Annotated in this window: 21 protein-coding genes; 8 read left to right on the plus strand and 13 right to left on the minus strand. The window is 73.0% G+C overall.

Going from position 1 to position 22,645, the window contains the following annotated elements; all coding sequences use genetic code 11:
• Positions 1-51 precede the first annotated feature (51 nt).
• The gene (locus ACIP5O_RS06265) at positions 52-474 is read left to right on the plus strand and encodes an organic hydroperoxide resistance protein (protein WP_383151116.1); all 423 of its coding nucleotides are present in this window, start codon (positions 52-54) and stop codon (positions 472-474) included.
• 156 nt (positions 475-630) lie between these two features.
• The gene (locus ACIP5O_RS06270; RefSeq protein WP_401289175.1) at positions 631-1,530 is read left to right on the plus strand and encodes an EI24 domain-containing protein; all 900 of its coding nucleotides are present in this window, start codon (positions 631-633) and stop codon (positions 1,528-1,530) included.
• A gap of 65 nt (positions 1,531-1,595) precedes the next feature.
• Here ACIP5O_RS06270 and ACIP5O_RS06275 read toward each other — a convergent pair whose 3' ends face one another.
• A complete protein-coding gene (locus ACIP5O_RS06275) occupies positions 1,596-2,579 on the minus strand; it encodes a LysR family transcriptional regulator (RefSeq protein ID WP_125665175.1) in 984 nt (327 codons plus the stop codon).
• Positions 2,580-2,843: 264 nt separating this feature from the next.
• On the opposite strand from ACIP5O_RS06275, the gene ACIP5O_RS06280 reads away from it, so the two are divergent.
• Positions 2,844-5,054, plus strand: coding sequence for a M4 family metallopeptidase (locus tag ACIP5O_RS06280; protein WP_401289178.1), 2,211 nt, complete (start codon positions 2,844-2,846; stop codon positions 5,052-5,054).
• A gap of 133 nt (positions 5,055-5,187) precedes the next feature.
• Here ACIP5O_RS06280 and ACIP5O_RS06285 read toward each other — a convergent pair whose 3' ends face one another.
• Together ACIP5O_RS06285 and ACIP5O_RS06290 are read right to left on the minus strand one after the other, a co-directional pair.
• A complete protein-coding gene (locus tag ACIP5O_RS06285) occupies positions 5,188-5,907 on the minus strand; it encodes a carbon-nitrogen hydrolase family protein (RefSeq protein ID WP_401289181.1) in 720 nt (239 codons plus the stop codon).
• 33 nt (positions 5,908-5,940) lie between these two features.
• The gene (locus tag ACIP5O_RS06290) at positions 5,941-6,516 is read right to left on the minus strand and encodes a TetR/AcrR family transcriptional regulator (RefSeq protein WP_401289184.1); all 576 of its coding nucleotides are present in this window, start codon (positions 6,514-6,516) and stop codon (positions 5,941-5,943) included.
• Positions 6,517-6,676: 160 nt separating this feature from the next.
• Here ACIP5O_RS06290 and ACIP5O_RS06295 point away from each other — a divergent pair, with 160 nt between their 5' ends.
• Complete coding sequence (locus tag ACIP5O_RS06295; RefSeq protein WP_401289185.1) at positions 6,677-9,304, plus strand: beta-glucosidase; 2,628 nt, start codon at positions 6,677-6,679, stop codon at positions 9,302-9,304.
• Positions 9,305-9,406: 102 nt separating this feature from the next.
• Here ACIP5O_RS06295 and ACIP5O_RS06300 read toward each other — a convergent pair whose 3' ends face one another.
• Positions 9,407-10,285 (minus strand): SGNH/GDSL hydrolase family protein, encoded by an 879-nt coding sequence (locus ACIP5O_RS06300; protein ID WP_401289186.1) that lies wholly within the window; start codon positions 10,283-10,285, stop codon positions 9,407-9,409.
• 259 nt (positions 10,286-10,544) lie between these two features.
• Here ACIP5O_RS06300 and ACIP5O_RS06305 point away from each other — a divergent pair, with 259 nt between their 5' ends.
• Positions 10,545-11,039 (plus strand): DUF3145 domain-containing protein, encoded by a 495-nt coding sequence (locus ACIP5O_RS06305; RefSeq protein WP_401289189.1) that lies wholly within the window; start codon positions 10,545-10,547, stop codon positions 11,037-11,039.
• A gap of 67 nt (positions 11,040-11,106) precedes the next feature.
• Here the strand turns inward: ACIP5O_RS06305 and fabF are convergent, their stop codons facing one another.
• The 5 genes from fabF to ACIP5O_RS06330 all read right to left on the minus strand — a co-directional run bounded on the left by fabF (position 11,107) and on the right by ACIP5O_RS06330 (position 15,994).
• On the minus strand, positions 11,107-12,369 hold the full coding sequence (gene fabF, locus ACIP5O_RS06310; protein ID WP_401289191.1) for a beta-ketoacyl-ACP synthase II: 1,263 nt from the start codon (positions 12,367-12,369) through the stop codon (positions 11,107-11,109).
• A 79-nt stretch (positions 12,370-12,448) separates the two neighbouring features.
• Positions 12,449-12,697, minus strand: coding sequence for an acyl carrier protein (locus tag ACIP5O_RS06315; RefSeq protein WP_356544583.1), 249 nt, complete (start codon positions 12,695-12,697; stop codon positions 12,449-12,451).
• Positions 12,698-12,752: 55 nt separating this feature from the next.
• A complete protein-coding gene (locus ACIP5O_RS06320; RefSeq protein ID WP_401289194.1) occupies positions 12,753-13,784 on the minus strand; it encodes a ketoacyl-ACP synthase III in 1,032 nt (343 codons plus the stop codon).
• 18 nt (positions 13,785-13,802) lie between these two features.
• Complete coding sequence (locus tag ACIP5O_RS06325) at positions 13,803-14,723, minus strand: ACP S-malonyltransferase (RefSeq protein WP_365537955.1); 921 nt, start codon at positions 14,721-14,723, stop codon at positions 13,803-13,805.
• Between the two features lie 89 nt (positions 14,724-14,812).
• A complete protein-coding gene (locus ACIP5O_RS06330; protein WP_401289197.1) occupies positions 14,813-15,994 on the minus strand; it encodes a PucR family transcriptional regulator in 1,182 nt (393 codons plus the stop codon).
• A 92-nt stretch (positions 15,995-16,086) separates the two neighbouring features.
• Here ACIP5O_RS06330 and ACIP5O_RS06335 point away from each other — a divergent pair, with 92 nt between their 5' ends.
• Entirely contained in the window at positions 16,087-16,743 is a 657-nt protein-coding gene (locus ACIP5O_RS06335; RefSeq protein ID WP_401289200.1) for a pirin family protein, read from the plus strand.
• Here ACIP5O_RS06335 and ACIP5O_RS06340 read toward each other — a convergent pair.
• From ACIP5O_RS06340 to ACIP5O_RS06355, 4 genes are all read right to left on the minus strand, one after another.
• On the minus strand, positions 16,740-17,222 hold the full coding sequence (locus ACIP5O_RS06340) for a hypothetical protein (protein ID WP_401289203.1): 483 nt from the start codon (positions 17,220-17,222) through the stop codon (positions 16,740-16,742). The genes ACIP5O_RS06335 and ACIP5O_RS06340 overlap by 4 nt on opposite strands.
• An 86-nt stretch (positions 17,223-17,308) precedes the next feature.
• Positions 17,309-17,503 carry a DUF397 domain-containing protein gene (locus ACIP5O_RS06345; RefSeq protein WP_401289206.1) on the minus strand — a complete coding sequence of 65 codons (195 nt, stop codon included), beginning with the start codon at positions 17,501-17,503 and terminating at the stop codon, positions 17,309-17,311.
• Positions 17,487-18,311 carry a DUF5753 domain-containing protein gene (locus ACIP5O_RS06350; RefSeq protein ID WP_401289209.1) on the minus strand — a complete coding sequence of 275 codons (825 nt, stop codon included), beginning with the start codon at positions 18,309-18,311 and terminating at the stop codon, positions 17,487-17,489. The genes ACIP5O_RS06345 and ACIP5O_RS06350 overlap by 17 nt, the downstream gene beginning before the upstream one ends.
• A 122-nt stretch (positions 18,312-18,433) precedes the next feature.
• Positions 18,434-19,594, minus strand: coding sequence for an Ig-like domain-containing protein (locus ACIP5O_RS06355; RefSeq protein ID WP_401289211.1), 1,161 nt, complete (start codon positions 19,592-19,594; stop codon positions 18,434-18,436).
• A gap of 204 nt (positions 19,595-19,798) precedes the next feature.
• Between ACIP5O_RS06355 and ACIP5O_RS06360 the strand changes: the two genes are divergently transcribed.
• Both ACIP5O_RS06360 and murJ read left to right on the plus strand, forming a co-directional pair.
• On the plus strand, positions 19,799-20,977 hold the full coding sequence (locus ACIP5O_RS06360) for a lipid II:glycine glycyltransferase FemX (protein WP_401289214.1): 1,179 nt from the start codon (positions 19,799-19,801) through the stop codon (positions 20,975-20,977).
• Positions 20,974-22,644: a murein biosynthesis integral membrane protein MurJ gene (gene murJ / locus ACIP5O_RS06365; RefSeq protein WP_401289217.1), complete on the plus strand. Its 1,671-nt coding sequence runs from the start codon at positions 20,974-20,976 to the stop codon at positions 22,642-22,644. The genes ACIP5O_RS06360 and murJ overlap by 4 nt, the downstream gene beginning before the upstream one ends.
• Position 22,645 lies beyond the last annotated feature (1 nt).

Below are 22,645 nucleotides of genomic sequence, written 5' to 3' on the forward strand. Positions count from 1 at the left end.
GTCGCGATCGTGGGCGCGAGTCGCGGCGAACCGCAGAAGGAAGTACCCAGCATGTCCATCCAGCACTCCGACGTCCTCTACACCGCGGTCGCCACCGCCGAGAACGGCCGCGACGGACGCGTCGCCACCGACGACGGCAAGCTCGACGTCGTCGTCAACCCGCCCAAGGCCATGGGCGGCTCCGGCGAGGGCACCAACCCCGAGCAGCTCTTCGCGGCCGGCTACAGCGCCTGCTTCCAGGGCGCCCTCGGGGTCGTCGCCCGCAACGAGAACGCCGACGTGTCCGGCTCGACCGTCACCGCCGAGGTCGGCATCGGCAAGAACGACGACGGCTTCGGCATCATCGTCAAGATCTCGGCGACCATCCCGAACGTGGACGCCGAGACCGCCAGGAGCCTCATCGAGAAGGCCCACCAGGTCTGCCCGTACTCCAAGGCGACCCGCGGCAACATCACGGTGGAGCTCGCGGTCTGAGCAGGGACCCCCGGGTCCGGACGCGCGACAGCGCACGAGGGCCGCACCCCGACCGACCGGGGTGCGGCCCTCGCCGTGTCCGGAAGCAGGTCCGTGTCCGGAAGCGGGTCCGTGGCCGGAAACAGGCCCCCGAACGGCCCCGATAGGGTGACCCCCATGCGTGATCTCGGGGCGGGTTTCGGATATCTGGTCAAGGGCCAGAAGTGGGTGGCCAAGCACGGACGGTGGTTCGGATTCGGGCTGCTGCCCGGGCTCGTGACCCTCGTCCTCTACGCGGGCGCCCTCGTCGGGCTCGGCTACGGCGCCGACGACCTGGCCGCCTGGGCGACCCCGTTCGCCGACGACTGGACCTCCCCCTGGATCGACGTCCTGCGCGGCGCCCTCACGGCCCTCGTCTTCCTCTTCGGCCTCTTCCTCGCCGTCATCACCTTCACCGCCGTCACCCTCCTCATCGGCCAGCCCTTCTACGAGTCGCTCTCCGAGGCGGTCGACCGCAGCGAGGGCGGCGAGGTCCCCGAGTCCGGGCTCCCGCTCTGGCGCGAGCTGTGGATCTCGGCCCGGGACAGCCTGCGGATCCTGCTGCGGGTCGCGTTCTACGGCGTCCTGCTCTTCGCCTGCGGCTTCATCCCGGTGGTCGGCCAGACCGTCGTCCCCGCCATCGGCTTCTGCGTCTCCGGCTTCTTCCTCACGGAGGAGCTGACCTCCGTCGCGCTCCAGCGCAGGGGCGTCGAGCTCAAGGAGCGGCTGGGGCTGCTCCGCGGACGCCGGTCCGCCGTCCTGGGCTTCGGGGTCCCGCTGACCCTCGCCTTCCTCGTGCCCTTCGTCGCCGTCTTCCTGATGCCGGGCGCGGTCGCCGGCGCCACCCTCATGGCCCGCGACCTGCGCGGCGAGACCGCCGACGCGGACCGGAACGACGCGGACCGGGACGACGCGGACCGGAACGACGAGGACCGGGACGACGCGGACCGGAACGACTTCCCCTCGCAGAACGAGCGACACGACGGCAAGCTTCCTCCGTCCGGCGGCGCCCAGGGTACGCACCCCTTCCACCACTGACGTAGAAGCACGACGACCTGCCGTCACCCGGCCGGGGACCTCTCCCGAGGGTGACCCCGGGGCCCCTACGAACGGCCCTCCCCGGACAAGTCCTCCAGCGCCGGATGCAGCTCCGGCCGCGCCTCCCACCACTCCCGGTGGAAGGCGTTCGTCCCCACGTTCGCCACGTAGGCACCCGCCGCCGCCCGGTACAGCAGCTCCGCGTGCCGGGCGGGCACCGCCGCCCGGTTCCAGGCCAGCCTGATCCGCCCCGTCACCGGATCGCCCTCCAGCGGCCGCAGCACCGTCCCCGCGGCCGGCGGCGCCGTCGGCTGGCTCAGCGAGATCGCCCGGCCCGCCGCGATCAGGTCGTAGTGCATCTTGCGGTCGGCCACCCGGTGCCGGAGCAGCGGGGCGAACCCGGCCCGCGCACAGGCCGCGACCAGCGCCTCCGGGCCGCCGTCGTCGTCCTCCACCAGCGTCATCCAGGACTCGCCCGCCAGCTCGGCGAGCGCGATCCGCTCCTTCGCGGCCAGCGGGTGGTCCGCCGAGAGGCGCACGCAGAACGGCTCCTTGGGGACCAGCGTCCGGGCCGTGGCACCCTCCGGCAGCGGCACCTCGTGGTCGTTGACCTCCCCGTAGAGCACGGCGTCGTACCGGCCCGCGCCGAGCTGCCGGGTCAGCGTGGTCACCGAGTGCTCCACGGTCACCGCGATCTCGCGCCCCGCCAGGACCTCTTCGAGCCGCTCCATCAGCCGGTCCACCAGGACGAGCAGGATGCAGCCGAGCCGCAGCGGGGCGTCCGGCGCGACCGCCCGCGCCCCGGCCGCCAGCGCGTCCATCTCGCCCAGGACCAGACGCGCCTTGGCGAGCACGAACTCGCCGAGCGGCGTGGGCTCCACACCGCTGCGACCGCGCAGGAACAGCTCCCCGCCCGCGACCCGCTCGATCCGCCGCAACTGCGCCGAAAGGGCCGGCTGCGAGACCCCGAGACGCACCGCCGCGCGCCCCAGACTGCCCGCTTCCGCTATCCGGCAGACGGCCTCGAGATGCCTCAACTCCAGTTGCATTTCAGCAGCGTACGCAGCACCGCGCGGGCGCACCATAACCCGCGTCTTATGCCGCATGGGATGTCCCGGACCGGCCATGTCCACGCCCATACTCGGCGCGACGATCCGACTTCCCCACCGCGGATCCTCACTCCGGACCCCCACTCCGGATCCCCACCCGATCCCGCACCCCGGATCCCCACCCGATCCCGCACCCCGGATCACCGGCCCGGAATCCCCACCCCGGAATCCCCACCCCGGGTCCCCACCTCGAACGGAGCCCACGTGCACCCCTCCAGACTCACGGCGGCCGTGGCCGCCCTGGCGCTCTCGGCGAGCCTCGCGACCGCCCTCGCCGGTACCGCCACCGCGGCCCCGCAGGCCCCGTCGGGCCCGCAGGCCCAGCCCGTACCGCCCGGCCACGGCAGGTCCCTCGCCCTGGCCGCCGCCGACACCGCCGCCGAGAGCGGCCTCGACGAACTGCGGCACGGCACCGACGAGGAGCTCGTCCGGACCTCCGTCACCCCCTGGGCGAACGGCCTGTACTACGCCGCCTACGAGCGCACCTACAAGGGCCTCCCGGTCGCCGGCGGCGGCGACGCGGTCGTCCTCACCGACTCCACGGGCGCGGTCCGCGAGGTCACCGGGGCCAAGGCCCCCGCGATCCGGCTCGCCACCACCACCGCCAAGGTCCCCGCCGCCGCGGCGCTCGCCACCGCACGCGGGCAGCTCGCCTCCGTCGAGTCCGCGGGCACCCCCGAACTGACCGTGCTCCTCAAGGCCGGCAAGCCCGTCCTGACCTGGCACACCCTGGTCGTCGGCCGGACCGCGAAGGGCGCCCCCAGCTCCCTCGACACCCACGTCGACGCCCGCACCGGAGCCGTCGCGCAGGCGGTCGAGAAGATCCTGCACGCCGACGGCCGCGGCTACCACAACGGCAACGTCACCATCGACACCGCCGCGAACTCCATGACCGACACCACCCGCGGCTCCTTCAAGTGCGGCGGACAGAACGGCAGCGCCTACACCGGCACCCCGCCCTGGGGCAACAACGGCGCCAACGACCTGGTGACCGCCTGCGTCGACATCATGTACGCGGCGCAGAAGGAACACTCCATGCTCAAGGAGTGGTTCGGCTACAACGGCCAGAACGGACAGGGCGGCATGGTCCCGGCCCGCGCCGGACTGAGCGAGGTCAACGCGTACTACGACGGTACGAAGACCACCTACGGCCGCAACCAGAACGGCACCAACCAGCTCACCGGCATCGACGTCGTGGCCCACGAGTACGGCCACGAGATCTTCGACCGGACCCCGGGCAGCGCCGGCTCCTCCAACGAGAACGGCGGCCTCAACGAGTCCACCGGCGACATCTTCGGCGCGCTCACCGAGCACTACGCCAACAACCCCAACGACACCCCGGACTACACGGTCGGCGAGAAGCTGAACTTCACCGGCAACAACCAGCCGATCCGCAACATGTACAACCCGTCGCTCGTCGGCAACGACCCCAACTGCTACACCCAGCTCAGCTCGGGCACCGAGGTGCACGCGGCGGCCGGCCCGCAGAACCACTGGTTCTACCTGCTCGCCGAGGGCTCCAACCCGGGCGGGGGCAAGCCCAACAGCCCCATATGTTCCGGCGGCCCCTCCTCGGTGACCGGCGTCGGCATCCAGAAGGCCGGCAAGATCTTCATGGGCGCCCTGCTGATGAAGACCTCGTCCTGGAACCACCTGGCCGCCCGCAGGGCGACCCTGACCAGCGCCAAGAACACCTACGGCAGCACCGAGTGCAACGCGGTGAAGGCCGCCTGGAACGCGATCGGCGTCCCCGCCCAGTCCGGTGAGACCGACTGCGGCGGCACCAGCACCCCGGACTTCTCGCTCGCCCTGAACCCGTCCTCGGGCTCGGTCCAGGCCGGCGCCTCCGTCACCTCCACGGTGAACACCACCACCGTCGGCGGGAACGCGCAGACCGTCCAGCTCTCCGCGAGCGGCGCCCCGAGCGGCGTCACCGTCTCCTTCAGCCCCTCCTCGGTGACCTCCGGCAACTCCTCCACGATGACCGTCCAGGTCGCGGCGGGCACCGCCAACGGCACGTACCCGATCACCGTCACCGGTACGGGCTCCGCCACCCACACCGTCACCTACCAGCTGTCGGTCGGCTCGACGACCCCGCCCACCGGCTGCGCGGGCGTCCAGCGCACCTACCAGGGCAGCCTGACGTCCGGCCAGACCGCGGTCCAGCCCGACGGCTCGTACTACTACTCGGCGGCGTCCGGCACCCACACGGGCTGCCTGCGCGGCCCGGCCGGCCAGGACTACGACCTGTACCTGCAGAAGTGGAACGGGTCCGGCTGGACCGACGTGGCCGTGGGCGGCACGGCGACCGCCGACGAGAACACCAGCTACAACGGCACCGCGGGCTACTACCGGTACGTGGTCCACGCGTACAGCGGCTCCGGCGCCTACACGCTGGGTCTGAGCGCCCCGTAGCGGGCCGGGGGTCCCGCACCACGGGGTCCCGCGCCGGGCGGCCGACCCGACGGCCGCCCGGCGTCCGCGCGCCCGCACACGAAGCGCCCGCACACGAAGCGCCCGCACACGAAGCGCCCGCACACGAAGCGCCTCAGCCCCCGCCGACCTCGGCGAGGACGAAGCCCGGCCGGTCCGGGCCCGCGTCCGCGAGCCGCTCCCCGTCCGGCCCCCAGACGCCGGCGCGGCCCTGGCCCACCCCGTCCTCGTTGGCCCCCAGGACGTTGCCGAGCACCACGTACAGGCCGAAGTCCCGGGCCCGTACCGGATAGACCTCCGTGAACGAGTCGTTGCCCTCGGTCAGCACCGAACTCGCCAGGTAGACCGCGCAGCCGTCGGCCGCCGCCCGCTCGGCGAGCTCCGGGAAGCGGTTGTCGTAGCAGGTGGCCGTCGCGAACCGGACCCCGTCGAGCACGAACCGCCCGTCCTCCGCGCCCGGCGCGAAGACCTCCCGCTCGACGCCGTACAGGTGCCGCTTGTCGTAGCGGGCGAGGAGCCCGCCGTCCGGGCCGATCACCAGCGAGGTGATGCCGGGCCGCCCGTCCGCCGTCCGCACCGGCCCGTTGACCACGGCCGCCGCCGACACCGCGCGGCACGCCTCCCGCACGGGGGCGAGCCGGGGGTCGTCCTCGGCGAGGACCGGACCGGGGGAGTCCCGTATCAGCGTGGGCTCGTACCCGCTGAGGCAGAGTTCGGCGAAGACGACCACGCGGGCGCCCGCCCCACCGGCCTCCCGGACCAGGCCGGCGACGGTCCGCGCGTTGGCGTCGACGTCCCCGGCGACCGGGGCGAACTGGGTGGCTGCGACGATCATGGCCCCATCATCCCGCCCGCGTCGCGGCACCGGTCAGGAAGGGTCCCCGCCGCCGTACAGCAGCCGTACGAAGTCCCGGAAGGCGCCCGGCATGTCGACCGCCGCCGGGTCCAGGAGCCACTGGTACTGGAGGCCGTCCATCACCGCCGTGAGCAGCGGCGCCGCGCGCTCCGGGGTGAGGCCGCCGGGCAGCCGCTCGCCGAACTCCAGGCGCAGCACCTCCGCCATGTGCGCCCGGACCTGGGCGTACCGCTCGGTGAAGAACTCCCGTGCCGGATGCCCCTCCGTGACGCTCTCGCCGAGCAGCGCGGAGAAGGTCTGCACGATCCCGGGGCGCATCGCGTTGTACTCCACGAGGGAGTCGATCAGGTCGAGGCGCCAGCCCTCGCGGCCCCGGCCGCCGCTCGTGTCCCAGCGGTCCCGCTCCTCCAGGACCGCGACGAGCAGGGCCTCCTTCGTCGGGAAGTGGTGCAGCAGCCCCTGCTGGGTCAGCCCGACGCGCTCGGCGACGGAGGCGAGCGTCGCGCCCCGGTAGCCGCGCTCGGCGATCACTTCGAGGGCGGCGCGCACGATGTCCGCGCGCCGCTCCTCGCTCCTGGCCCGCACCATCCCCGGGGCCCCCTTCCACCGGTCCGCCGGACGGGACCGTCGGACAGGACCGTACCTCTTCACCTCTTCGTAAAAATAACAGAATGATTACTTCGCCTACCTCCCTACAGGTAAACGGGTGCACGATGGGCCCATCAGCACTCGACGAGGAGGTACGGCCATGGCGGAGAGCGGCACGGACGCGGGCACGGCGGGGGAGGCCGCCCGGGAAGCGGCCGTCGAGGCGGCACTCGGCGAGCTCGACCTGGACGCCAAGGCCCGGTTGCTCGGCGGGCGGGACATGTGGAGCCTGCACCCCCTGCCCGGGATCGGGCTGAAGTCCCTGGTCATGTCCGACGGCCCCATCGGCGTCCGGGGCGTCCGCTGGACCGCCGACGACCCCTCCGTCGCCCTGCCCTCCCCGACCGCGCTCGCCGCCGCCTGGGACCCCGCGCTCGCCCGCCGGGCCGGCCGGCTCCTCGCCCAGGAGGCCCGCCGCAAGGGCGTGCACGTCCTGCTCGCCCCCACCGTCAACCTCCACCGCAGCCCCCTCGGCGGCCGCCACTTCGAGGCCTACGGCGAGGACCCGCTCCTCACCGGCGCGATCGGCACCGGCTACGTCCTCGGCGTCCAGGACGGCGGGGTCGGCACCACCGTCAAGCACTTCGTCGCCAACGACGCCGAGACCGACCGCTTCACCGTCGACAACCGCGTGGCCCCGCGCCCGCTCCGCGAGCTCTACCTCGCCCCCTTCGAGGCCATCGTCAAGAACGCCCGCCCCTGGGGGATCATGACCGCCTACAACCAGGTCAACGGCGTGACCATGACCGAACACCACGAGCTGGTGAACGAGGTCCTGCGCGGCGAGTGGGGCTTCGACGGCGTCAACGTCTCCGACTGGATGGCCGCCCGCTCCACCGCCGGCGCCCTCCGGGGCGGCCTCGACGTCGCCATGCCCGGACCGGTCACCGTCTACGGCGAGGCCCTCGCCGCCGCCGTCCGCGCCGGGGAGGTGGCGGAGTCCGCCGTCGACGCGGCCGTCCGCAACGTCCTGCGGCTCGCCGCCCGCGTCGGCGCCCTCGAAGGCGCCCCGCCGGCCGTCACGGAACCCCCCACCCCGATCGACGGCGACGCCCTGGCCCGCGAACTCGCCCACCGCGGCTTCGTCCTCGTACGGAACGCCGTACGGAAGCCCGCGGAGAGCCCCGTACGGACCGAGGACCCCGTACGGACCGGGGATCCCGTACGGACCGGGGATCCCGTACGGACCGGGGATCCCGTACGGACCGAGGACCCCGTACGGACCGGGGACCCCGTACGGACCGGGGATCCCGTACGCGACGGGGCCCCCGCCCTCCCCCTCGTCCCCGGCACCACCGTCGCCCTCTCCGGCGCCGCCGCCCGCGACGCCCGCGTCCTCGGCGGCGGCTCCGCCCAGGTCTTCCCCGACCACGTCGTCTCCCCGCTCGACGGCCTCGCCGCCGCCCTGCCCGAAGGCGCCCTGACGTACGCGGTCGGCGCCGACCCCAGCGACGAACCCGCCCCCGCCGGACAGGGCTTCGCCCTCCGCGCCCGCTGCCGCGACGCCGCCGGGAACCTGCTCGGCGAGGGCTCCCTGCCCGGCGGCCAGGTCCAGTGGATCGGCGACGACCTGCCCGAGGGCGTCACCCACGAGGCCCTCGCCTCCGTCGAGGTCGTCGGCACCTTCACCCCGCGCGAGACCGGCGCGCACTCCTTCGGCACCCGCGGCCTCGGCGCCTTCGTCCTCACCGTCGCCGGCGAGACCGTCTTCGACGGCGTCCAGGCCATGGGCTCCGAGACCGACCCCTTCGAGGCCTTCTTCGGCTCCCCGGTCGAGCGCGCCGAGGTCCCGCTCACCGCGGGCGAGACCGTCGAGGTCTCCCTGCTCCACACCCTGGACGAGGAGTTCGCGGCCCCGCTGCCGGTCGTCGCCTTCTCCCTCGTCCACCTCGGTCCGCGCCGCGACCCCGACGAACTGATCGCCGAAGCCGTCGGGGCCGCCCGCGCCGCCGACACCGCCGTCGTGGTCGTCGCCACCACCGAACGCGTCGAGTCCGAGGGCTTCGACCGCACGGACCTCAAGCTCCCCGGCCGCCAGGACGACCTCGTACGGGCCGTCGCCGCCGCCAACCCGAACACCGTGGTCGTGGTCAACGCCGGCTCCCCGGTCGAGATGCCCTGGCGCGAGGACGTGGCCGCGGTCCTGCTCACCTGGTTCCCGGGCCAGGAGGGCGGCGCCGCCCTCGCCGACGTCCTCACCGGCGCCGAGGAGCCCGGCGGACGCCTCCCCACCACCTGGCCCGCCGTCCTCGCCGACGCCCCCGTCACCGACGTCGTCCCCGTCGACGGGGAACTCGCCTACGCCGAGGGCCCCTTCATCGGCTACCGCGCCTGGGACCGGAGCGGGCGGACCCCCGCGTACGCCTTCGGCCACGGTCTCGGCTACACCACCTGGTCGTACGACTCCCTGGTCGCGGGCCCCGACACGGCCACCGTCCGGATCACCAACACCGGCGACCGGCCGGGCCGCGAGACCGTCCAGGTCTACCTGGCGCCCGCGTCCGGCACGGGGGCCCCCGACCGCCCCGGCCGCGTCCTCGCCGGTTTCACGAGCGTCACGGCGGGACCCGGCGAGACCGTCGAGACCGCGATCGCGCTCTCCCGCCGCGCCTTCGAGGTCTGGGACGAGGAGAAGGGCGACTGGGCCTTCGTGCCCGGGGTATACGAGGTCAGGGCCGCGCACTCCCTCGACGACGTGCGCCTGACGGCCGTGCTGGAGATCGACTGACCCTCCGGCGGGGGCCCCGCGCGGGGACCGGGCCCTCCGGGGGACCGGCCCCCGCGAAGAGACCGGGCCCCGGGGCGGAACCTGACAACCGCCCCGGGGTCCTCACTCCGCCGTGATCCGCCGGTACGCCAGCTCCGCCAGCCGCGCCTGGCCGTCCCGGCTCGGGTGGAACCAGTCCCAGGGGCTCAACTGCCCTTCGCCGAACCGGAACCCGTGGACCGCCCCGCCGTCGTACCGGCAGCGCTCGTCCTGCGTGCAGACCTCCGCCAGGACCCCGTTGTACGCGTCCACCCGCTCCGACACCGTCGCGCGCCGCCGCTCGGCCGCGGGCCCCAGGTCCGTCGCGTCCGCCAGCATCGCGCCGCAGATGCCCAGGTCCCACACGCTCGCCGCGCCGCCGATCCGGCCCGTCGACCACAGGTGCTTCAGGTCCGGCACGCTCGCCACGTACACCTGCGCCTTCGGCGCCGCCGTCCGCAGCCGGGCGAGCGCCGTCTCGAAGGAGGCGCGGAACTCCTCGACCGGGGTCATCAGGCCGGGGGTCGGCCGGCAGGCGTCGTTCGCGCCCATCATCACCGTCACCAGCTCCGGCTTCCGGGCCGCCGCGGCGGTCATCTGCCCGGGGAGGTCCGCCATCCGCGCCCCCGTCCGCGCCAGGTTCCAGCTCCGGCCGGCCGCCTTGTCCGGGCCCAGGAGGCGCAGCGCCAGGCTGTTGACGGCCGCGTCCGTCCCGGTCGCCCAGGAGGCCTCGGGGCAGTCCGAGAGGAGCGAGCAGGCGTCGAAGGCGCGGGTGACGGAGTCGCCGACGGCGGCGAGGGAGGAGGGGGAGACGTCCCAGGAGGAGTCGGAGGCGGGGGCCGGCGTACTCCTGGGCGCGGCCTTCTCCGGGGTCCCGGACGAACACCCGGCCAGCGCTCCCGCGCACAGCAGCGCCGCCGTCGCGGTGGCGACGGCGGTGCGGAAACGGCGTCGGCCGCGCATCCCGGGTCCCTCCTTCGGCGTCCTGGCGGGTGAAAGCTTCGTGTGCACCGTCATCGGTCCGACCGTACGTCACTCCGACGACGGTGCGGCACGGTAGCTTTTCCCCCGTCGAACCAGAGGCGCCCTCGCCGATCGGCTCCGGTAAATTACATCACGTCACAACCTGTCCACTTTTTGATGGTTTGTGAAGATCTACTCGCGATGATGTTTACTGAGGCCGCTGGGAAAAGGCGAACCTCGTCCCACACTGGAGGTCCCGGTGACGACACGTGGAGTCCTGTACGTACACTCCGCACCGCGCGCGCTCTGCCCGCACGTCGAATGGGCGGTGGCGGGCGTCCTCGGTGCGAGGGTCCAGCTCGACTGGGTCCGCCAGCCGGCGTCCCCCGGCACCTGGAGAGCCGAACTCTCCTGGCGGGGCGAGACCGGCACCGCCTCCCGGCTCGCCTCCGCCCTGCGCGGCTGGCAGATGCTCCGCTTCGAGGTCACCGCGGAGCCCTGCCCCACCGCCGAGGGCGAGCGCTACAGCGCCACCCCCGACCTGGGCATCTTCCACGCCGTCACCGGCATGCACGGCGACATCCTGGTCCCCGAGGACCGCCTCCGGGCCGCCCTGGCGCGCGCCGCACAGGGCGAGACCCAGCTGGAGACCGAGATCGCCACACTCCTCGGCAAGCCCTGGGACGACGAACTGGAACCCTTCCGCTACGCGGGCGAGGGCGCCCCGGTCCGCTGGCTCCACCAGGTCGTCTGACGCCCCCTGAACACGACGGAGGCCCGCCCCCGGGCCAGGGGGCGGGCCTCCGGTGCGTTCGCGTCGATCAGACCGTACGGAACGCCAGCACCACGTTGTGGCCGCCGAAGCCGAAGCTGTTGTTGATCGCGGCGATCGTGCCCTCCGGGAGCGCGCGGGGCTCGCCGCGGACCACGTCCGCGTCGATCTCCGGGTCCAGGTCGTCGACGTTGATCGTCGGCGGGGCGAGGCGGTGGTGGAGCGCCAGGACCGTCGCGACGGTCTCGATGCCGCCCGCGCCGCCCAGGAGGTGACCCGTCATCGACTTCGTCGCGGAGATCGCGACGTGGTCCAGGTCGTCGCCCAGGACCTTCCGCAGCGCCTTGACCTCGGCGACGTCGCCCTGCGGCGTCGACGTGGCGTGCGCGTTCAGGTGGACGACCTCCGACGGCTTCAGGTCCGTCGAGTCCAGCAGGTTCTGCATCGCGGCCGCGATGCCCCGGCCGGTCGGCTCGGGCTGCGCGATGTGGTGGCTGTCGGCCGACAGGCCCTGGCCCAGGACCTCGCAGTAGACGCGCGCGCCGCGCGCCTTCGCGTGCTCCTCGGACTCCAGGACCACGACGCCCGCGCCCTCGCCGAGCACGAAGCCGTCACGGCCGGTGTCGTACGGGCGCGAGGCCTTCTCCGGCTCGTCGTTGCTCTTGGACATCGCCATCATGTTGGCGAAGGCGGCGATCGGCAGCGGGTGGATCGCGGCCTCGGTACCACCGGCGACGACCACGTCGGCACGGCCGGTACGGATCATCTCGACGGCGTAGCCGATCGCCTCGGCGCCCGACGCGCACGCGGAGACCGGGGTGTGGACGCCCGCCCGGGCGTTCACCTCCAGACCCACGTTCGCCGAGGGGCTGTTGGGCATGAGCATGGGGACGGTGTGCGGGGAGACGCGGCGGACGCCCTTCTCCTTCAGCACGTCGTACTGGTCGAGCAGCGTGGTGACACCGCCGATGCCGGAGGCGATGACGGAACCGAGGCGCTCGGGGGTGATCTTCTCGTCCTCGCCCGCCGGAGCGGTGTAGCCCGCGTCGGCCCACGCCTCGCGGGCCGCGATCACGGCGAACTGCGCCGAGCGGTCCAGCTTGCGGGCGAGCGGACGGGGAAGGACGTCGCCGGGGTCGACGGCGGCCGTCGCGGCGATCTTGACGGGCAGCTCGGCGAAACGTTCGCCCTCGAGCGGACGGACGCCGGAGCGCCCCGCGATCAGACCTTCCCAGGTCGATGCGGAGTCGCCACCCAGCGGTGTGGTTGCGCCGATACCGGTGACGACCACGGTGCGATTGGTCGAGCTCACAGGAATTCGTTCTCCATGTGTGTGATGGTCGGAGTGCGGCGCCACCGCCGGGTGGCTGACCGGAACAGCGAGGGCCGGATCAGCCCTGGTGCTTCAGGATGTAGTCGACGGCGTCGCCCACGGTCTTGAGGTTCTTGACGTCCTCGTCCGGGATCTTGACCTCGAACCGCTCTTCGGCGGCGACGACGACCTCGACCATGGACAGCGAGTCGACGTCCAGGTCGTCGGTGAAGGACTTGTCGAGCTCGACGTCCTCGACCGGGATGCCGGCGATCTCGTTGACGATCTCGGCGAGACCTTCGACGATCTGCTCCTGGGTGAAGGCCATGGTGGCGCTCCTTCTGTGATTGCTTCGGTAAGGGGCTTCCGGGAGATCCGGGTGCCTAGGGGAGGGTAACGACCGTCGCGGCGTAGACGAGACCCGCCCCGAAGCCGATGACGAGCGCGGTGTCACCGCTCTTCGCCTTCCCGGTCGCCAGGAGCCGCTCCATCGCGAGCGGGATCGAGGCGGCCGAGGTGTTGCCGGTGGTCTCCACGTCACGGGCGACCGTGACGTGCTCCGGCAGCTTCAGAGTCTTCACCATCGAGTCGATGATCCGCATGTTCGCCTGGTGCGGGATGAAGACGTCCAGGTCGTCCGCCGTGATGCCGGCGGCGTCCAGGGCCTGCTGGGCGACCTTCGCCATCTCGAAGACGGCCCAGCGGAAGACCGCCTGGCCCTCCTGCGTGATGGCCGGGAACTTGATCGCGCCCTGCGAGTCGAGCGGCAGGGTCGAGACGTCGCCGCCGTGGAACGCGTCCCACGGCACGGTCTGCTTGATCGTCGTCGCCTTGTCGCCCTCGGAACCCCAGACCGTGGGGCCGATGTGCGGCTCGTCCGACGGGCCGACGACCACGGCGCCGGCACCGTCGCCGAACAGGAAGGCCGTCGCGCGGTCCTCCAGGTCCGTCAGGTCGCTGAGCCGCTCGACGCCGATGACGAGCACGTACTCCGCGGAACCCTCGACGATCATGCCCTTGGCGAGCGTCAGGCCGTAGCCGAAGCCCGCGCAGCCGGCGGAGATGTCGAACGCGGCGGGCTTGCCCGCGCCGATGCGGTCCGCGATCTCCGTGGCGATCGCCGGGGTCTGGTGGAAGTGCGACACCGTGGAGACGACCACGGCGCCGATCTGCTCCGGGCGGATCCCGGCGTCCGCGATGGCCTTCCCGGAGGCCTCCACCGACATCGCGGCGACGGTCTCCTCCGGGGAGGCCCAGTGGCGGGTGCCGATGCCGGAGCGCGAGCGGATCCACTCGTCGGACGAGTCGATCTTCTCGAGGATCACCTCGTTCGGCACGACCCGGGTGGGACGGTAACCGCCCACGCCGAGGATCCGCGCGTACGGGGCGCCCTTGCTGGGCTTGATCTTCGACATGCTTCTCGACACTCCTAGTCAGACGGCCGCGTGCTCGGCGACGAGCGTACGGGCCGCGTCGAGGTCGTCGGGCGTCTTCAGGGCGACCGTGGCCACGCCCGGCAGAGCCCGCTTGGCGATGCCGGTCAGGGTGCCGCCGGGGCACACCTCGATCAGCGCCGTCGCGCCCAGGTCGTGGAAGGTCTCCATGCACAGGTCCCAGCGGACCGGGTTCGCGACCTGGCCGACCAGCCGGGAGACGACCTCGGCGCCGTCCATGACGACCTGGCCGTCCTTGTTGGAGACGTAGCGGGTGGTCGGAGCGGCCGGCGACAGCAGGGCCGCGGCCTCCTCCAGCTTCGCCACGGCCGGGGCCATGTGGTGCGTGTGGAAGGCACCGGCCACCTTGAGGGCCACGACCCGGCGGACGCCCTCGGGCTTGTCCGCCTCCAGGGCGGCCAGCTGCTCCAGGGTGCCGGCGGCCACGATCTGGCCCGCGCCGTTCACGTTCGCGGCCGTCAGGCCGAGCTTCTCCAGGTGCGGGACGGTCACCTCGGGGTCACCGCCGAGCAGCGCCGACATGCCGGTCGGGGCGATCGCGGCGGCCTCCGCCATCGCGAGTCCGCGGGTCCGCACGAGACGCAGCGCCGCCGTGTCGTCGAGGACGCCCGCGAACGCGGCCGCGGTGAACTCGCCGACGCTGTGACCGGCGACGACGCCGGGCGCGAGGTCGTCGCCGAGCGCGGCGGCGGAGAGCAGTCCGGCGGCGACGAGGAGGGGCTGCGCCACGGCGGTGTCACGGATCTCGTCCGCGTCCGCCTTCGTGCCGTAGTGGGCGAGGTCGAGCCCGATGGCGTCGGACCAGGCCGCCACGCGGTCGGCGGCGCCGGGGAGTTCGAGCCAGGGGGTCAGGAAGCCGGGCGTCTGGGCGCCTTGGCCGGGAGCGACGAGTACGAGCACCCTCACACTCTCTCTTGGGGACGGCTCCGAGCGCCCGTGGGGACAAGGACGAAGAACCGTCGGGGGAATTGTTGGTGTTCGACAAAAGTCTAGGACTGCGTGTCGCCGTCGGCCAAGCGTCCCAGGATGAGCGCGATCCGCAGGGTGAAGGCGGAACGGACGTCGGAGGGTGACCAGCCGGTGACGTCGGTCACACGTCGAAGCCGGTAGCGCACGGTGTTCGGGTGGACGAAGAGCATCCGCGCCGCGCCTTCCAGGCTGCTCGCCTGCTCCAGGTACACACTGAGAGTTTCCAGAAGCGCCGACCCCGCTTCCTCCAGCGGTCTGTAGATCTCCTCCACCAACTGCTCGCGCGCCGAAGGGTCCGAGGCGATGGCGCGCTCCGGAAGGAGATCGTCCGCGAGGACGGGTCGCGGCGCGTCCTGCCAGGCCGAGCACGCCTTGAGCCCGGCCGCCGCCGCCTGCGCGGAACGCGTCGCCGCGAGCAGGTCCGGCACGACCGGACCGGCCACGACGGGACCCGCCGCGTACGGCCCGATCAGCGCCTTCGCCACCGCGAGGGGGTTGTCGCTGCCGCCCGCGATCACGACGAGGCGATTGCCCAGGACCCCGGTGAGCACCTGGAGCTTGGCGTGCCGGGCGGCCCGGCGGATCGCCTCCACCGTCAGCTCGCTGTCCCCGTCCGGAGCCGTGCCGAGCAGCACGCACACGTGCTCCGGGGAGCTCCAGCCGAGGGCGGCGGCCCGTGACACCGCGCCCTCGTCGGCCTCGCCGGACAGCACGGCGTTCACCACGAGCGACTCCAGGCGCGCGTCCCACGCGCCCCGGGCCTCGGCCGCCTGCGCGTACACCTGGGCGGTCGCGAAGGCGATCTCCCGGGCGTAGACGAGGAGCGCCTCGCGGAGCACCGACTCGTCGCCCGGGGCGGCGACCTCCTCGATCGCCGACTCCATCACCTCGATGGTGGTCCGGACCATCTCCACGGTCTGGCGCAGGGTGATCGCCCGGGTCAGCTCGCGGGGCGCGGTGCCGAAGACGTCCGTCGAGATCGCCTGCGGGGCCTCCGGGTGCCGGAACCACTCCGTGAACGCGGCGATGCCGGCCTGGGCGACCAGACCGATCCACGACCGGTTCTCGGGCGGCATCGCGCGGTACCACGGCAGCGTCTCGTCCATGCGGGCGATGGCGCCGGCGGCGAGCCGCCCCGAGGACTGTTCGAGGCGCTTCAGGGTCGCGGTGTGCGAAGGGGAGGCGTTCACGGGTTCAGGCACGGGGACAAGACTGCCTTATCCGGACGCCGACGTGCGGGGCCGGGGCGGGTTCCCCTCCGGCGGGGGGCGGCCGGACGATTACGGTGGGGCCCGTGATACGCATCCAGCGCGCGGGCGAGCGCCACCCCGGCGGCGACCCGGAGGCGGGCATCGTCACCCGGCACGCCTTCTCCTTCGGCCCGCACTACGACCCGGACAACCTCCGCTTCGGCTCGCTGATCGCCTGCAACGAGGAGCGCCTCGCCCCGGGGGCCGGCTTCGACGAGCACCCGCACGGCCACACCGAGATCGTCACCTGGGTCGTGGAGGGCGAACTCACCCACCGCGACTCGACGGGCCGTGCGACGCTCGTCCGCGCGGGCGACCTCCAGCACCTGAGCGCGGCGTCCGGCGTCCGCCACGTCGAACGCAACGACGGCGACACCCCGCTGACCTTCGTACAGATGTGGCTCGCCCCGCCGTCGTTCGACGGGGAACCGGCGTACGAGGTGGTACGGGGTCACGGGAAAGACCTCGCGTACGGGGTCCCGGGCGCGACCCTGCGCGTCCACCGCCTGGAGAAGAACGAACAGGCACCGCTCCCGGACGCCGACTTCGTGTACGTCCACGTCACACGCGGCACGGTCCGCGTCGGCGCCGAGGACCTCGCTCCCGGCGACGCGGCCCGCGCCACGGACGAGAAGGACCTCACCCTGCTCGCGACGGGTGACGCGGAGGTCCTGGTGTGGGAGATGCGGCGCGCGGACTAGGCGTGTTCCCCGGACCGCCCTGCGGACCGACCGATGCGTCGCGCCAGCAGAAAGGCCGCGAGGGGTACGAGAGCCGCGCCCGAGGTCATGACCGCAGCGGTCGCGACCGTCGACGCCACGTCCGTCGCCCCGGTGAACAGGCACGTACCGTTGGCGTCGCACCGCACCTCGTCGGAGCCGCCGACCGCCTTGCCGTCCGCGCCGGGCCATTTCAACCGGCTCGTCGCGACCGTGCGGCCGTCGTCCGAAGTGAAAGTCCCCGTGCAGGCGGTGTGTGCCCCGCCCCGTCCGCCGGACTCGACCTCGCAGGCCGTGGCGATGAACCGGCCCGGTACGCCGTCGAAGCCCAGGGCGATTCCGGACTCCTCCCACCCCCGCGCGGTAGCCGGTATGGCGAACGCCATGACGAACGCCCCTGCCAGGAGCACCAGCGCCCGCGCCGCCCACTTCTTCCCCGCCGTCAGCTCCCCCTCGTCCATGGGGTGCAGACTGGCACGGCGCGTGCCCTTCGGTCATTGCCGCTCACCGGCAACGTCGACCGCCGCTCCGTGCCGTGGACGGCGCTCTAGCGGAGCCCGTCCACGAACGTCTGCCACGCCCCGGGTCCCATGACCAGGGGCGGCCGGGAAGGGTCCTTGCTGTCGCGGACCGGGACGGCGCCGGGGAAGCCGTCCGCGACCTCGACGCACTCGCCGCCGTTGGTGCCGCTGTACGACGACTTCCGCCACCGCGCTCCGGTCAGGTCAGGACGGGTCTCCATAACGTTCCTCCATCACGCGCGCGATCAGTGCCGCCGAGTCCTCGACAGAGAGGGCCGTGGCTTGCAGTCGAGCGTAGCCGAAGGAACGCTCCTTGATCACGGGAGGATTGGCGGTCATGTGCCCCTGGTCGTAGCCGTCGATGTAGAAGATGTCGGGGTCGCCGTCGAACCTGAAGAGGGTGAACGACCCCATCAGTCCCGTGTGCTCTCCGGCGCCGAACGGAAGCACCTGGATCTGGACCCACGGGTTGTCGCGGAAGGTCAACAGGTGGGCCAGTTGGCCGCGCATGACCTCGCGGTCGCCCACCTTCTGCATCAGGACGGCCTCGCTCAGCACGACCCACAGGGCGGGCGGCTCTTCGCGCTCCAGGACGCGCTGGCGTTCCAGTCGGGCCGCCACCATCTCCTCGGCCTTGTCCGGGTAGTCGACGGCGAGTAGGGCCCGCGCGTACTCCGGCGTCTGCAACAGGCCGTACACGACCTGCGTCTGGAACGTGGAGATGTACGTGGCGCGGGCCTCCAGCTCCGCGACCGGCTGGAACCACGCCGGCAACTGGCTGCGCAGCACCAGGCCGATCAGGCGGGAGAACGTCCCGCCTGTGCCGAGTGCCGCGTCCACCCGCTCCGAGAACTCACGGGTGGGGACCTTCCTCGTCGTCTCGATCTGGCCCACCAGAGACCCCGTGCAGAAGATGACGTCCCCCAGCTGCTGCTGCGTGAGCCGGTGTTCCTCCCGTCGGCGGCGGAGTTCCCACCCGTAGTAGTCCAGCGGCGAAGCGCTGGGATCGAGCTCCTGAATGTTGACCACGGTCAGCACCTCCGGCCTGCGGCTCTCCTGTCGCTGCGTCGCCGAGCGTAGTCAGGAGGTCGCGGGCCGGAGGCGTGAATCGTATAAACCACTCCTGAGAGTGGGGCTGTTGGCGCCCCGGCTCAATTCAGGGCGCTCTTCGCCTTCCAGTCCGCCCAGCTCACGTTCCACGCGCCGTAGCCGTTGCCCTCGGCGACCGTGCCCTTCGTCTCGGCGCCCTTGATCTCGAAGGGGTCGCCCGGCTTCACCAGGGCGTAGAGGGCGGCGGCGTTCTCGTCGCTCATGCCGATGCAACCCGAGCTGTGGTTGGCGTTGCCGAAGTACCGCGCGTTCCACGGGGCCGCGTGCGCGTACATGCCCGACCAGGTCAGGCGCATCGAGTAGTCGACCATCTTGTCGTAGGCGTCGCCGAGGCCGACGGTCTCCGAGTTCATGTTGATGGTGCCCTCCTTCGCCATCAGGACGGCCGTGCCCCGCCAGGAGCGCTTGTCGCCGCCCGGGGTGCCGCCGGAGACCGGGATCGTGCGGACGGTGGCGCCGTTCTTCCGGACGGTGAGCTCGTGGCCGTCCAGGTCGACCTTCACCACCTGGGCGTCGCCGACCGTGAAGCCCGTGGCGTAGTCCCGCACGAACCAGCCGCCGCCCGAGTCCGTGCCGTTGAGGTCCGCCTCGAGCGTGACCTTCGTGCCGGGCTTCCAGTACTCCTTCGGCCGCCAGTCCGCCCGGTCCCGGCCCGACCAGTCTTTGATCCAGCCCCAGGAGCCCTCGGTGCCGTTCGAGGTCGTCACCTTGAGCTGCTTCTCGACCTCCGCCTTCTTCGTCACCGGGAGGTCGAAGACGATCGAGAGGGGGTGGGCGATGCCCACGGTGGTGTTCTTGCCCGGGGCCAGGGTCAGCTTGTTGACCTTCCCGGGGGCCGGGGTGGAGAAGGACGAACGGGTCGTCGTCTCCTTGTCGTCGGCGCCGCGGGAGGTGATCTCCGCCGTGTACGTGGTGCCCGGGGCCGCCTTGCGGTCCGACGTCCAGCGCGTGCCGTTCGCGTCCGTGCGGCCGGTGAGGGGCTCGCCCTTCGCGTCGGTGACCTTCACCGCGGTCAGCTTGCCGCCCGTGGCCGTCACGGTCACCGGCTTGCCCGCCGTCCGGTCCGCGACGGTCACCGCAGCCGGCGCCGCCGGGCGCCCCGCCGCCGGGTCCTTGTCCGCCGCCTGGGCCGAGCAGGCCGTGAGGGAGACGGCCAGGGCGACGGCCGCGAGGGTGGGACGGGATGTGCGTATCGGCAGCACGGAAAGGCCTCCGCGGAGTGGGAAAGGTGGATGTTCCGGACCCTATGACGGGCGGAATCGCCCAGGGGTTGCCGCATGCCGATGTGACGTGGGCTGCGGCGGAACGGTCATCGTCCGGTCACACGCGCCGCGCGGCTCCGTCGCATTCGGCTGTGAGCCTGCTGTGCGCCCCACCACCGGGGGGCGGAACCAGGAGGTCCTGTTGTGTCAGCGCTGCTCGTGACGGCCGCGTCCGTCGAACGGACCGTCCCCCTCCGGCTCGGTCCCGTGACGCCCGAGGCGTACCGCGCGTTCCTCGCGACCCGGACCGGCGCGGACGGGCCCAGCTTCCTCCAGGTGCCCGCCTGGGCCCGGGTGAAGGAGGGCTGGTGCCACCAGTTGGTGGGGTGGGGCCCCGAGGGCGGTGAACTGACCGGTGTCGCGCTGGTGCTCCTGCGGCCCTTCCCCGGGACCCGGAAGTACTTCGCCTACCTTCCCGAGGGGCCCGTCGCCGACTGGGCCGACCCCGACCTGGACGGCTGGCTCGGGCCGCTCCTCCGGCACCTGAGGGCCTCCGGCGCCTTCGCCGTCCGCATCGGACCCGGACCCGCCTACCGCCGGTGGAACGCCTCCACCGTCAAGGCCGCCACCGGACCCGGGCGGCGGCTCTCCGACGTCCTCGCCGACGAGGTCGACCCGCTCGGGACCGCCGTCGCCGAACGCCTGCGGGCCCGGGGGTGGCGGCGCTGCGGCGGCGACTCCGAGGACGGCGCCGACGCCCAGCCCCGGCACGTCTTCCAGGTCCCGCTGACCGGGCGCGGCGCCGACGACCTGTGGTCCGGGCTCAACCAGGAATGGCGGAGGAACGTGCGGAGGGCGCGCAAGTCGGGCGTCGAGGTCACGGTCGGGTCCGCCGCCGACCTGCCCGAGTTCCACCGGCTGCTGCGGATCACCGAGGAGCGGGACGGGTTCCGGCTCGGGCGGTCCCTCGCGTACTACGAGCGCCAGTACGCCGTCCTCAACGCCGAGGCGCCGGGGCGGATGAGGCTCTACCTGGCCCGGCACGAGGGCGAGGTCCTCGCCGCGCACACCATGGTCACCGTCGGCGGACGCGTCTGGTACCAGACCGGCGCCTCCGCCGACCACCGGCGCGAGGTCCGCCCCTCCAACGCCCTCCAGTGGCGCATGCTGCTCGACGCCCACGCCCTCGGCGCCGCCGTCTACGACCTGCGCGGGATACCCTCCACCCTCGATCCGGACGACCGCGCCCACGGCCTCCTCCGCTGGAAGCTCGGCACGGGCGGCCGGGTCGTCGAGACGCTGGGGGAGTGGGAGACACCGATGCACGGAGCGACCAACCAGGCGCTGTACCGCGCCTTCCAGGCGTACCTGGCCCGTCGATGACGGCGCCCGTGTCCGTGGCGGACGCCCCGGCCGCCGCTCCTGTCCCGAAGAAGGCGAAGGCCCCCTCCGCCCTGCGCAGCGGCGCCCTCATGGCGGCCGGGTCGCTCGTCTCCCGCGCCACCGGGTTCGTCCGCGCCTCCGTCGTCGCCGCCGCGCTCGGCGCGGCCACCGTCGCCGACGGCTACGCGGTCGGGAACTCCGTCCCCACGATCGTCTACACGCTCCTCCTGGGCGGCGCCCTCAACGCCGTCTTCGTCCCCGAGCTGGTCAAGGCCGCCAAGGAGCACGAGGACGGCGGCGTCGCCTACACCGACCGGCTGCTCACCCTGTGCGCGCTCGCCCTCGTCGCGCTCACCGCCGTCGCCGTGCTCGCCGCGCCGCTCATCGTGGACACGTACACCGACTACACGGGCGCGCAGCGGGAGATGACCGTCGCCTTCGCCCGCACCTGCCTCCCGCAGATCTTCTTCCTCGGCCTCTTCACGCTCCTCGGTCAGGTCCTCAACGCCCGGGGCCGGTTCGGCGCCATGATGTGGACGCCCGTCCTCAACAACGTGGTCGTGGTCGCGGTCTTCGGCCTCTTCCTGGTGGTGAGCGACGGGGGCGCGCTCGGCGCGGGGGAGACCGCGCTCCTCGGATGGGGCACCACCGCCGGGATCGCGCTCCAGGCCCTCGCCCTCGTCCCCCCGCTGCGCGCCGCCGGGTTCCGCTGGCGGCCCCGGTTCGACTGGCGCGGCAGCGGCCTCACGGGCCCGCTGCGGGCGGCCGGCTGGCTGGTGCTGCTCGTCCTCACCAACCAGGGCGCGTACTGGGTGACCACCTGGATCGCCACCTCGGCGGGCGGCTCGGCGACCGGGGGCGGCGCGGGCCTCGCCGGGTACAACAACGCCTACCTGCTGTGGGCCGTCCCGCACGGGATCATCACCGTCTCCCTGGTCACCGCCCTGCTGCCCCGGATGAGCGGGGCGGCGGCCGACGGCGACCTCGCCGGGGTCCGGCGGGACGTCTCGTACGCGCTGCGGACCAGCTCCGCCGCCGTCGTCCCCGCCGCCTGCGCGCTCCTGGCGCTCGCCGTGCCCCTGATGACGGTGGTCTTCCGGTACGGGGCGACGGGCGACGACGACATCCGCGCGATGTCCTGGATCCTGATGGCCCTCGCGCCCGCCCTGATCGCCCTCTCCGGCCAGTACGTGTGCACCCGTGCCTTCTACGCCCTGCGCGACACCCGCACCCCCTTCCTGCTCAACCTGGTGATCGCCGGCCTGAACGCGGGCCTCTCGTACGCCGCGTACCTCCTGCTCCCCGCGCGCTGGACCGTCGCCGGCATGGCGGGGGCGTACTCGCTGGCGCTGTGGGCGGGCTGGGGCGCGACGGCGTACGTGCTGCGGCGGCGGCTCGGGGGCCGGGGGACCCGGGAGCCCGACGGCTCCGGGGGCTCCGTCGCCGGGCTCGCGCGGCTGCTCGTCGCCGCCGTGCCCGCCGCCGGGTACGGGATCCTCGTCACCGACCTCGTCGGCCCGGCCGGGGCCGTGCCCGCCGGGCTCGCCGGGGCGCTCGCGATCCTCGCCGTCTTCGCCGTCCTGGCCCGGCCCCTGCGCCTCACCGAGGTGCGCGACCTCCTGGACGGGCTCCTGGGGCGGCTGCGCCCCTCCACCCGCCGTGCGTGAA

This window comes from Streptomyces sp. NPDC088915 (genome assembly GCF_044749825.1).
Classification (GTDB): Bacteria; Actinomycetota; Actinomycetes; order Streptomycetales; family Streptomycetaceae; genus Streptomyces.